The following is an 11672-nucleotide window of genomic DNA, read 5'->3' as shown; positions in this document are numbered from 1 at the left end:
CGCAAGAGAGAAACCGCCATGAAGACCGTCCTGATCACCGGCTGCTCCTCCGGCTACGGCCTCGAAACCGCCCGCCACTTCCACGCCAAGGGCTGGAACGTCATCGCCACCATGCGCAGGCCCCGCGCCGATCTCCTGCCGGTGTCCGAGCGGATGCGCATCCTCGCGCTCGACGTCACCGATCCCGACAGCATCGCCGCCGCCCTGGCCGAAAGTGGCCCGATCGACGCGCTCGTCAACAATGCCGGTGTCGGCGTCGTCGGTGCCTTCGAGGCGACGTCCATGGCCCATATCCGCAAGGTCTTCGAAACCAACACCTTCGGCGCGATGGCGATGACGCAGGCAGTGATCCCGCAATTCCGCGAGCGCCGGGCCGGAATCATCGTCAACGTGACCTCCAGCGTGACGCTCGCCGCCATGCCGCTGGCCGCGGCCTATACTGCCAGCAAGACCGCGATCACAGGCTTCACCGGCTCGCTCGCCCATGAACTCGGCGCCTTCGGCATCCGCGTGAAGCTGGTCGAGCCCGGCTATGCCCCGACGACGCGCTTCGCCCACAATGCAGAAGTCCGCGTCCAGGATCTGATCCCGCCGGCCTATGCGGGTTTCGCCGAGCCGATCTTCGCCGGTTTCGCCAATCCGCCCCTCGTCACCCGCGAGAGCGATGTCGCGGAGACGATCTGGCTGGCGGTGAACGATACGTCAGGCCAATTCCGCTTCCCGGCCGGCGCCGATGCCGTCGCGCTGGCGAAGGCGAGCTGAGGCCCACTCAGGGCGCCTTGGCCTGCGGCCGTGCCGGACCTTCTATCGCCGGCAGCGATTTCAGGTATTCCGCCATTGCCATCCGGTCGGCCTCGGGCAATTGCGCGATATTGCGCACGACCGAGGCCATCGAGCCGCCGACGCTGTCGAAGCCCGGCGTGAAGCCGGTCTTCAGGAGCTCGGCGATCTCCTCCTTCGACCACTTGGCCAGCCCCGTCTCGGACTGGGTGATGTTCGGCACCCAGCCCTTGCCTTCCGGGTCCGGCCCGCCGGCGAACCGCGTTGCCGGGACGATGGCGCCAAGCGCATTGCGGGCGGAATGGCACTCGGCGCAATGACCGGGGCCGTTGACGAGATAGGCGCCGCGGTTCCAGGCCTCGCTCTTCGTCGGGTCGGGCCGGAACGGCGCGCCTTCGAAGAACAAGAGCTTCCAGCCTCCGACCATACGCCGGATGTTGAACGGGAACGACAGGTCGTGCGGCGCAGCCTTGCCCTCGACCGGCGCCAGCGTGCGGATATAGGCGAAGAGGTCGGCCAGAGCCTTCGGCGGCATCAGCCGGTAGGAGGTGTAGGGAAAGGACGGGTAGAGATGCTGGCCGCGCGGCGAGACGCCGGCCGCCATCGCATCGACGAAGTCCTGCACGCCCCAGTTGCCGATGCCGTCACGCGTATGCGGCGAGATATTCGGCGCGTGGAACGTGCCGAAGGGCGATTCGAGCGCCAACCCGCCGCCGAGCCTGAGCTTGTCGTCCTGTCCGGGCGTGGCATGGCAGGAGGCGCAGCCGCCCGCGTTGAACAGCAGCTTGCCGTTCTCGACATCCGCCGCCGGCAGTGCGCCGATCTCCGGCGAAGGCGAGACCACGCGCGGATCGGTCAGGACGTAGAAGCCCGCGAAGCCCACGACCGCCAGCAGCACGAGGGTCACGAAAAGGCGGCGCAGCAACAGCATCGAGGTCTCCCGTCGGCAGGTCGACAGATTGGACGGGCCGGCCTCACATCGGCAACCCTCAAAACGCAGCAATTCCAAACTGGCTCGTTTTCAACGCCCGCAGGGCGCGAAGGCTTCGGTGGCGACAAAAAAGCGGGCGGCCATCGCTGGCGCCCGCTTGCCGAACCAGCCGTGAGGCCGGTCACTTCTTGATGCGATAGACCTCGTGGCAAGTGCCGCAATTCTTCGTCACCGCGCCGAAGGCGGTGCGGAAACCGTCGAGATTCGCGACGGTCGCGCCGGCCGCCGCATCGGTCTCGAACTTGGCGAAGGCAGCCTTGAACCCGGCCTGATCCTCCCAGATCTTCGGATTGGCCGTGGTCTCGCCGCCGGTCTTGGAGGAATCCGGGAACAGGGTGGGCACCTTCTTGGCCGCATCGGCATAGGTCTTGAAGATCGCCTGCGCCTTGGCGGCATCGAAGGCCACTTCGCCCTTCGCGATCGCGGCACCATCGCGCGTCGCCGCGCCGACCGCCTTCATCGCGTCCTTGCGTTCCGCGATCGGGTTCGACTGCGCCATCACGGCAGTGAGGCCGAGCCCGAGGCCGGCAAGAACGAGAGCGGTGCGGATCATTCGGTTCCCCCTGAGACCAGTTCGCGCCGAATGGCGCTCTTTTGAACTTGTCTAGATCAAACGATGATCGCGCAACCGCCAAGTCGCTTTTGCGTGAGAAGGCTTGCAGAACCGCAAGAATGCCCTTGCGTCAAAGCCGATAGCCAGCCTCTTTCAGGGCCGTGAAGACCTTGAGTGGCGTCGCCGGCATGTCCATGGCCTTGATGCCCGCCGCCCGGTCGAGCGCGTCGACAACCGCATTCATCACCGCCGGACAGGCACCGATCGCGCCGGCCTCGCCCGCACCCTTCACGCCGATCGCGTTGGTCAGGCAGCGGACATTGCGCGTCTCGAAATGGAAGTTCGGGATATCGACGGCGCGCGGCAGGGCATAGTCCATGAAGGTTGCGGTCAGCATCTGCCCGTCCGGATCGAAGCGGATCTCCTCCATCAGCGCCTGTCCGATGCCCTGGGCCGAGCCGCCATGGACCTGCCCCTGCAGCATCAGCGGGTTCAGCGTCACGCCGAAATCATCGACCACGACATAGTTCAGAATCTCCGTGCCGCCGGTGCCGGGATCGATTTCCAGCTCGCAGACATGGGTACCGTTCGGATAGGTCGCCTCCGGCGGCTGCCAGCTCTGGTGGACCTTGAGCAGGGCCGGCGTTGCGCCCGGCAAGGCCGCGATGGCGGCAAGGCCGAGCGCCTTGTCGGTGCCGACGATCCGCACCGCGCCGTCGACGATCTCGAGATCGCCCACGGCAGCCTCGAGCTTCTCGGAAGCGAGTTGCTTCAGGTTATCGGTCAGGATGCCCGTCGCCTTGTCGAGCGCCGCGCCGCCCACGGGAATCGAGCGCGAGCCGCCGGTGCCCGAGCCGGTCTCGACCCGGTCGGTATCGCCCTGCACGACGCGGATGCGATCCATCGGGATATCGAGATGCTGCGAGACGAGCTGCGAATAGGCCGTCTCATGCCCCTGCCCGTTCGACTGCGTGCCGATCAGCACGGTGACGGTGCCGTCCTTCTCCAGGATCACGGTCGAGCTTTCCGGCCCGCCGCCGCCGCAGGCCTCGATATAGCTGGCGAGGCCGATGCCGCGAATCTTGCCGGCCTTGGCCGAGGCCTTCTGGCGGGCCTTGAAGCCCTTCCAGTCGGCGACCTCCATGGCGTGGCGCATATGGCCCTCGAACTCGCCGGAATCGTAGACCGGGCCGGTCTGCGTCTTATGCGGCATCTCCGACGGCTTGACGAAATTCTGGGCGCGCACCGCGTCCGGCGTCTTGCCGGTCTCACGCGCGATCGCATCGACCAGCCGCTCGATCAGATAGGCGGCCTCGGGACGACCGGCGCCGCGATAGGCATCGACCGGCGTGGTGTGGGTCAGTACGCCCCGGAACACGACATGCACGGCCGGGATGTTGTAGCAGCCCGGCGTCATCGTCGTACCGACCCAGGGGATGAAGGGCCCATATTGCGAGAGATAGGCCCCCATCTCGGCCGAGAGATCGACCTTGAGCCCGATGAACTTGCCCTTGGCGTCCAGCGCCATCGTCGCCGTCGCGAGATTGGCGCGGCCATGCGTGTCCGCGAGGAAATGCTCGTTGCGATCGGCGACCCAGCGCACCGGGCGCTTCAGCTTTTCCGCCGCGATCATCGCCAGCGGATATTCCCGGTAGAGGAAAATCTTGGTGCCGAAGCCGCCGCCGACATCCGGCGTCACCACGCGGATGCGCTTGGGATCGACCTTGAGCACATAGGTCGCGATCAGGTCGCGCATGCCGTGGCTGCCCTGGCTGCCCAACGTCAGGGTCCAGCGCTTGTCGGCCTTGTCGTATTCGGCGATGCAGGCGCGCGTCTCCATGTAATTGGAGGCGAGCCGGTTGTTGACGACGGTGAGCGACACGGTGCGGGCCGCCTTGGCGAAGGCCTTCTCGGTCTTCTCGCGATCGCCCTGCTCGGCTTCGAAGGCGACATTGCCGGTCCGGTCGGGCCAGACCTGCGGCGCATCCGCCTCCAGCGCCTCGGCGATGCCGGTTATGGCCGGCAGCGGGTCCCAGTCGATCGTGATCGCCTCGGCCGCGTCGCGCGCCTGCGCCAGCGTCTCCGCGACGATGAAGGCGACGGCCTCGCCGACATGGCGGACCGTATCGGTCGGCAGCACCGGGACCGGCAGCGACTTCGACATCTCGCCGGAGGTCGTCTTCACATGCCCCTTGCAGGGCAGGTCGCCGTATTGGGAGACGTCGGCGCCAGTCAGGATGAGCTTGACGCCCTTCATTTTGCGGGCGGTCTCGACATCCGCGACGGCGAAGCGGGCATGGGCGTAAGGGGAGCGCAGGACGAAGGCGTGCAGGGCGCCGTCTGCGGTTATGTCGTCCGTATAGCGGCCGGTGCCGGTGGTCAGGCGTTGATCCTCGACCCGCCGCACCGGCTGGCCGAAACCGAATTTCATGGGACGCATGAGGCATATCCTCAGTTTGGTCTGAAAGCCGATCCGGAAACTGTCGAGCCCTCATCCTGAGGAGCAAGCCGAAGGCTTGCGTCTCGAAGGATGCTCCAGATGGTTCCGGAGCCTCCTGGACCATCCTTCGAGACGCCGCTGATGCGGCTCCTCAGGATGAGGGCTTCTTTTCCAAACAGTCCAATGAAAGACTGGAGCATAAAACGCGCCACGTCAGCCCCGGCGCATCACGCGCCGGGAATGCGCCGCACGCATCGATCTCAGCGCGACATGCGAACGGCCGTCTCCGAGAGCGAAACCATGGTGTTGTAGTTGCTGACGATCCAATTGGCGTCGTTGGCCGCGCCGCGCCGGACATCGCCCTTGCTCTTGGCGAGCTTGTCGCTGAAATCGCGAAGCTTGCCGAGCCAGGAGCTGGCCTGGCTCTCGATGAAGGGCACGCCCTTGGGGTCCTTGTCCTTGAACGCGTCCATCTCGCGCACCGCGGCGGCATAGTCGGCGACCGCGGCGTTGAACGACTTGAGATCGACGATCGGGCTCTCGTTGCTCGGCATCAGGTCCATGACAGCGCGCGCGTTGATCATGATGTTGCGCACCTGCCAGCGGGCCGACTTGCCCTCGCGCTGCTCGACCGAGGCGAGCTCGCGCTGGTCGAGACCGCGCTTGTAGACACGCATCAGCGCGTCGAGCTTGGAACGCTCCTCCAGGAAGGTCCTGGCCGCCGGCACCATCAGCGCATGCAGCTTCTGGCCCTCGACGAGATTGTCGTCGCGATAGTCCTTGCGGTCGTAATAGCGCTCGGCCTTGGTGATCAGCGGCGCCAGCTCCTGATAGGCCTTGATATAGCGGCCCATGGTCTCGTCGATCGCCGGCAGCTTCGGCTCACGGGCCATCGCCTCCTCGGCCTTCTTGGTCTCGCTGGCGACGTCATAGAGGCTGTAGAGCCCGTAGGTGATGTAGCGCTCCTTGCCGGTCGGGCCCTTCTTCATGTCGACCCAACTGCCATAGCGCTCCCAGGACTGGATCGCGCGCAGCGTGCGGTTCATCAGCCCGGTATAGGCGTTCGACTTGGTGATCGCGGCCTGTAGGTCGTCGTCTGCGGCCTTGCTGGCGCTGCCGGCCGGCATCGTCGCCACGCCTTGCGCCCAGCCCGCGCCGGGCGTCGCCAGAAGGAGCGCGGTGGCACAAACGGCACCGTAGAAGAATACACGGGTCAGCATGGTCCTTATCCTTAGTCTTGCAAGCGGCGCGGGGCGCGGATCGGGCTTGAAGCCATCAATCCTGCGTCACCGGCTCGCCATGCATCAGCCAGTCCTTGAAGCCGCCGGCATAATGGCTGTCGATGTCGAGCCCGGCCGACTGCGCGAATTCGAGCGCGCGCCGCGAGCGCACGCCCGCCGCGCAGGAGAGCACGATGCGCTTGCCCGGCTCGTTCGGCAGGTCGGCGGGGTCGAATTGCGACAGGGGGCGCGATACGGAGCCCGGAATATGCCCGGCGGCGAATTCATGCGGCTCGCGCACGTCGACCAGCAGGATGGAGCCGTCGCCCAGGCCCGCCTTCACGGCGTCGATATCGAGGTCTTTCACGATCATGGGCAGGCCACTCCAGCTCGGTCAGGCGAGCCGTTGAGATAGGGCGGCATCCCGGGAAGCGCCACCGTTCGGCCGCGTTCCCGGGATTCCAAAACGAAAAGCAGCCGCGGGCGCAAGGCGCGCGGCTGCTCTGTCACTGAAGGAATCAGGCCTTCGGCGGAATCCGCAGGACCCAGCCCGGCTGGATCAGGTCGGGATTCTTGACCGGCGGCGTGTTGGCCTTGACGATCTCGGTGTATTTCGCGCCCTGGCCCTTGCCGTAATGCTCCTCGGCGATCTTCCAGAGCGTGTCGCCCTTCTTCACCGTGTAGAACACCGCCGCGGCGGCTTCCTTGGTCACGGCGAGGTCGGATTCGACCTGGGCCACGCCGGTGGTGTTGCCGAGCGCGAGAATGATCTTCTCGGCTTCTTCCGTCGAAACGGCCTTGCCGGACACCTTCACCTTGTCGCCGTCGATCTGGATATTGACGTCGGAAGGCAGGCCGTGCCCCGCAAGTTCCTTCTGCAGATCGTCGGCGGTCGCCGCCTTGGCCGAGCCGCCGAAGATCTTGGCGCCGGCATCCTTGATGAAACTGAACAGACCCATGAGTAAACCTCCGCGTGTCGCGGCGCTATCAAGCCCTGTCGGGCGGCCCTATGCAAGTCGGCAGGGAAAAGGTGTTTTGCTTGCCGGCTAGCGCCGTTCGCGAAAAGCGAGGCCAAACGGCCTTTCCCGCACCGCCTGCGGCTGGCAAGAACGTCGCACACGAAAGCGGAGTTTCCCCATGCTGACCCTCGCCCAGGCCCAGACCATTCTCGAGACCGCGCTCGGCCATGCCGAATCCAACGGCTTCAAGCCGCTCGCCATCGCCGTGCTCGACGCACGCGGCGCGCAGAAGGCCTTCGCCGCGCAGGACGGCACCAGCCTGAAGCGCGGCGAGATCGCACTCGGCAAGGCGCATGGCGCGGTCGCGCTGGGCGTCGGCTCGCGCGCGCTGCACAAGATGGCGCTGGACCGCCCCTATTTCGTCGAGGCTGCGACCCATGCCGTCGGCGGCTCGCTGGTGCCGGTTCCCGGCGGCGTGCTGATCCGCTCGCCCGAGGGCGCGCTGCTGGGCGCGGTCGGCATCTCCGGCGACACCTCCGACAACGACGAGGCCGCCGCCTGCGCCGGCATCACTGCCGCCGGGCTCAAGGCCGATACGGGAGCCTGAATCCACTCCGGCGACCGGGAAAAAGAGAAGGGTCTTTCCCCTCCCCGGTCGCCGCGCCGATTTCGCACTTTGCACTTGCCAACCGGCCTTCGAAGCCTCATGTCCTCCGCGCGGGTTCGTTAAATCGGACAGTTTGGACCGGCTCGAAGGTAGAATCATGAGCGAAGCGGCTGCCGCCAACGAAAACGAAGTCATCACCACCGACGTTGTCATCGTCGGTGCCGGCCCCTGCGGTCTCTTCGCAGTCTTCGAGCTCGGCCTGCTCGATATCCGCGCCCATCTCGTCGACATCCTGCCGAAGGTCGGCGGGCAATGCGCGGAGCTCTATCCGGAGAAGCCGATCTACGACATCCCGGGCTTTCCGATGGTCACCGGCCAGGCGCTGGTCGACAACCTGCTGGAGCAGATCAAGCCGTTCGGGCCGACCTTCCATCTCAACCAGATGATCGAGGCCGTGGAGCCAACCGGCACCACTGATGCACCGCGCTTCCGCGTCACCACCGATGCCGGCACCGTCTTCGACACCAAGACCGTGATCATCGCCGCCGGCGGCGGCTCCTTCCAGCCGAAGAAGCCGCCGATTCCCGGTATCGAGGCTTACGAGGCCGGCTCGGTCTTCTACGCCGTGCGCAAGATGGAGGCCTTCCGCGGGCGCAACATTCTGATCGTCGGCGGCGGCGACTCCGCCCTCGACTGGACGCTGAACCTCCAGCCCATCGCCAACCGCGTCACGCTGATGCATCGCCGCGACGATTTCCGCGCCGCGCCGCATTCCGTCGAGCAGATGCGCAGCCTCGTGGCTGACGGCAAGATGGACATGAAGCTCGGCCAGGTCACCGGCCTGAAGGGCGAGAACGGCAAGCTCGAGGCGGTCGTCTGCCGCGGCACCGACAACGAGCCCTTCGAGATCGCCTGCGATACACTGCTGCCCTTCTTCGGCCTGACGATGAAGCTCGGCCCGATCGCCGACTGGGGCCTGAACCTCAACGAGAACCTCGTTCCGGTCGATACCGAGAAGTTCGAGACCAGCGTGCCCGGCATCTTCGCCGTCGGCGACATCAACACCTATCCGGGCAAGCTCAAGCTCATCCTCTCGGGCTTCCACGAAGCGGCGCTCTGCGCCCAAAAGGTCCACCGCTACGTCTATCCGGAGAAGCGGCTGACCTTCCAGTACACGACCTCCTCGACGAGCCTTCAGAAGAAGCTCGGCGTCGCCTGAGCGAGCGTTTCTAGAGGGAAGCGTGTCATCCCGTGCACGCCGCAGCGTGAAACGCTGCTGCGCAGACACGGGACCGCGTGTCGCTTGGGGCTCCCTTCCTCACGGCCTCCGCAAGAGCGCCTTTTCCTGACAGCGGTCCCGTGTCTGCGCAGCGGCACTGCGCGCCGCAGCGCGCACGGGATGACACCGGTTCCCTGAAAGCAGGAAAGCCGCGGCACCCGCCGCGGCTTTTTCAATGCGCGACGGCGTCGCCCGGAATATGCGCGGATGCCGTGCCGTTGCGCGCCGCCGGGCCCTGGATGGTGCCCAGCCCCAGCGAATTGCGCACGCTCTCGGACGGGCCGGCCAGCTTCGGCATCTCGCCCGGCGCGGTCACGATCTGCGGCTCGGCGTGGCGCGGCGCCGGCGGCAGCATGTCGTCCGGCTCCTGCGGCTCGATGCGCGCCCTGAGTTCGGCGATCGCGCCCCAGAGCGGCTGGAAGCTGAAGCGCACCTTATGCGTGCCGGCCGGCACCTGAACGGCACGGAACAGCACATTGGCCCGCAGGATCTCGGCCTCGACGCCATCGACCTCGGCCTTCCACCAGGGATGCCAGATATCGTTGAGCACGACGAAGCCGGCGACCGGGGTCGTGACCTCGATCTCGACCTGGGCATTGAAATAGCGCGTCAGCTTGACCTCAGCCTGAACGGCGACCGGCCCTTCCGGCGTCGCGACCGGCGGCTCGGTATCGAGCAGTACGGCCTGGGTCGGGTCGGTCTCCGGCCAGCGACCGGACAGCTTCATGCTCTCGAAATCGGCGAACTGCCAGCCGCCGACGAACTGCACGCGCGGCAGCGCCCGCGGGTTCTCGTAGACATAGCCCTGCTTGGTCCGGGCGATCAGGGTCAGGTCGCTCTCGCCAAGGGCGCGGTCGACCTGCTCGATCGGAACCGGCGAGGCGATGTAGCGCAGGCCCAGCAGGTTCGCGAGGCGGCAGCGATAGGACGGGAAGAGCGGCGTGAACTTGCGGTCGGCCGGGCGGGCGATGCCGTCGCCGGTACCGACCGCCTCGGAGAAGTCCTCCAGCCGCAGCGGGTTATAGCCGAGCGTATGATCGAAGCCATGCACCATGCCGGCATTCGGCCATTCGAAGCCCATGCCGAGCAGCTCGACCCGGTCGCGGCGCGGCGAGCCGTCGGGCTGCGAGGTCAACTGCTTCAGCAGCGCGATCGTGTCGTTCTTCGTGCGGGAATCCAGCACGTCGTACATCTGCGGCGAGAGGGCCGTCGATTCGTTCGGGCCATTGTTGACGCCGAGATCGGCCGCGACCACGCCCGTGACCAGCACGGCGGCAGCCGCCGTGCCGAGCGCGCCGCGCCAGCGCTGCAGGATGAAGAAGGCCCCGCCCGCAAGCGCGAACCAGCCCAGCGCCATCGCGACCGGCTTCCAGGCGTCGGCGAGATGGCCCCAGCCGCGCGAGACCGCGAGCGCGAGCACGATCGTGCCGAGAACCAGCGCCGCCCCGACCAGCATGTCGCGGCGGAACGAAGTGCCCGCCTCCGCCGTCAGGATGCGATGCAGCACATAGCCCGAGAGGATCGCCGCGATGCCGCCGATCAGGAAGGTCGCATCGGCCGGACGGCGGAACTGCTTCACGCCCGGCAGGTACTCATAGGTGAGATGGAACAGCGGTGTGTAGCGCCCGAGCGCGAACAGCACCATGAAGACCAGCATCAGCGTCAGCGGGCGCACCGACTTGTCCCAGAGCCAGCCGCGCGTGACGCCCGGCGCCAGCAGCAGCAGCAGCGGCAGCGCGCCGAAATAGACCTGCGCCATGTTCTGCGAGAGATAGAGCACCCGCGCATCGCCATAAGGGCCCCAGAACTCGACGGCCGGGTCCTTGGCCCCGAACAGGTCGCCGACGAAGGCGGAGAGCAGCGACATCGGATGCAGCGAGCCGCGCGCCGCGATCCCGAAATCGATCTCCGGCCGGGTCGTCGCCTCGGCGAAGAGCCAGGTCCAGATCAATGGCATGGCGATGACCGCAACGCCGACGACGCTTGCGGCCGTGATCGGCAGCAGGCTCGCCTTGAAGGCAGGCCAGCCGCCGGAAATCCAGTGCGCCACGACCATCGCGACCAGCACATAGCCGGCGAGCAGCGCGACCTGGTCCGGCTCCAGCACCATCATGCCGGCCGCGAGGCCGGCGAAGACGCCCGACAGGATCGAAGACCGTTGCAGCATTCGCGCCGTCAGCCAGAAGGCGATGGCGAAGAAGGCATAGCTCGCGATCTGCCCGACATGCTGGACGCGCCAGGCCGCAGAGGCGCCGAAGGCGAAGACCAGCGCCGCCATCAGGCCGCCGGCCGGGTGCCAGCCGCGATCCCGGAAGAACATCAGAAGCGCGAGCCCGCCAGCCAGCAGATGCGCCAGCACATAGGCATCGACCTCGCGGAAACTCGGCTCCGGCGAGATCAGCGCGAGCAGGATCGCGGGCGAGAAGATCAGCGATTGGGGGTCGGCGATCTGCGGCGAGCCGGCGAAGACGTTGTGGTTCCAGAAGGGCGACTGGCCGGTATGGATCGCGTTGGCGAGGAACTGCACCTGTGCCTGGAAATGCGCCTTGGCGTCGAACGGAATCGTCACGGCCCCCGAAAGCCAGGGCCAGCACAGGATGCCCCATGCCACGACAAAACCGATGGCCGCCAGCAGGTAGCCGGCGCCCCTTGCATCAACGCGTCTCAACTGGACCCCCACGGTCCTCGGCACGAACGGTCCCGTTCTGGGATCCTGTCTCCAGCCCTGTCAGTGGCTGGACCATGGCGCTGCGTACCTGAACCGAATCTGAACGTGATCACGCCTCCGTGAACGAGGCTGATGACAGTCTGAAGAAAGCGGAAATGGGATGTGTGAAGGGCGC

Annotated in this window: 10 protein-coding genes; 3 read left to right on the top strand and 7 right to left on the bottom strand. The window is 66.5% G+C overall.

Features of this window, described 5'->3' with window-relative positions; genetic code table 11:
• Positions 1 to 18: 18 nt before the first annotated feature.
• Positions 19 to 762, top strand: coding sequence for an SDR family oxidoreductase (locus AC3WMA_RS20720; protein ID WP_492287237.1), 744 nt, complete (start codon positions 19 to 21; stop codon positions 760 to 762).
• A 7-nt stretch (positions 763 to 769) separates the two neighbouring features.
• Here AC3WMA_RS20720 and AC3WMA_RS20715 read toward each other — a convergent pair whose 3' ends face one another.
• The 6 genes from AC3WMA_RS20715 to lysM form a co-directional block, all read right to left on the bottom strand.
• A complete protein-coding gene (locus tag AC3WMA_RS20715; RefSeq protein ID WP_492287236.1) occupies positions 770 to 1711 on the bottom strand; it encodes a c-type cytochrome in 942 nt (313 codons plus the stop codon).
• Positions 1712 to 1892: 181 nt separating this feature from the next.
• The gene (locus AC3WMA_RS20710) at positions 1893 to 2324 is read right to left on the bottom strand and encodes a c-type cytochrome (protein WP_492287235.1); all 432 of its coding nucleotides are present in this window, start codon (positions 2322 to 2324) and stop codon (positions 1893 to 1895) included.
• Positions 2325 to 2454: 130 nt separating this feature from the next.
• Positions 2455 to 4764 (bottom strand): xanthine dehydrogenase family protein molybdopterin-binding subunit, encoded by a 2310-nt coding sequence (locus AC3WMA_RS20705; protein WP_492287234.1) that lies wholly within the window; start codon positions 4762 to 4764, stop codon positions 2455 to 2457.
• A 260-nt stretch (positions 4765 to 5024) separates the two neighbouring features.
• A complete protein-coding gene (locus AC3WMA_RS20700) occupies positions 5025 to 5984 on the bottom strand; it encodes a DUF3829 domain-containing protein (protein ID WP_492287233.1) in 960 nt (319 codons plus the stop codon).
• 55 nt (positions 5985 to 6039) lie between these two features.
• Complete coding sequence (locus AC3WMA_RS20695; protein WP_492287232.1) at positions 6040 to 6357, bottom strand: rhodanese-like domain-containing protein; 318 nt, start codon at positions 6355 to 6357, stop codon at positions 6040 to 6042.
• Positions 6358 to 6502: 145 nt separating this feature from the next.
• Entirely contained in the window at positions 6503 to 6943 is a 441-nt protein-coding gene (gene lysM / locus AC3WMA_RS20690) for a peptidoglycan-binding protein LysM (RefSeq protein ID WP_257732329.1), read from the bottom strand.
• A gap of 178 nt (positions 6944 to 7121) precedes the next feature.
• On the opposite strand from lysM, the gene AC3WMA_RS20685 reads away from it, so the two are divergent.
• Together AC3WMA_RS20685 and AC3WMA_RS20680 are read left to right on the top strand one after the other, a co-directional pair.
• Positions 7122 to 7550: a GlcG/HbpS family heme-binding protein gene (locus AC3WMA_RS20685; protein WP_492287231.1), complete on the top strand. Its 429-nt coding sequence runs from the start codon at positions 7122 to 7124 to the stop codon at positions 7548 to 7550.
• A 157-nt stretch (positions 7551 to 7707) separates the two neighbouring features.
• Positions 7708 to 8769, top strand: coding sequence for an NAD(P)/FAD-dependent oxidoreductase (locus tag AC3WMA_RS20680; RefSeq protein ID WP_492287230.1), 1062 nt, complete (start codon positions 7708 to 7710; stop codon positions 8767 to 8769).
• A gap of 232 nt (positions 8770 to 9001) precedes the next feature.
• Here the strand turns inward: AC3WMA_RS20680 and AC3WMA_RS20675 are convergent, their stop codons facing one another.
• Positions 9002 to 11497, bottom strand: a complete 2496-nt coding sequence (locus AC3WMA_RS20675) for a hypothetical protein (RefSeq protein WP_492287229.1) — start codon at positions 11495 to 11497, stop codon at positions 9002 to 9004.
• Positions 11498 to 11672: the final 175 nt, after the last annotated feature.

This window comes from Allobosea sp. FW305-C-101 (genome assembly GCF_058783685.1).
Note: the sequence above shows the minus strand (reverse complement) of the source record. Positions and strands in the feature narration are given on the sequence as shown.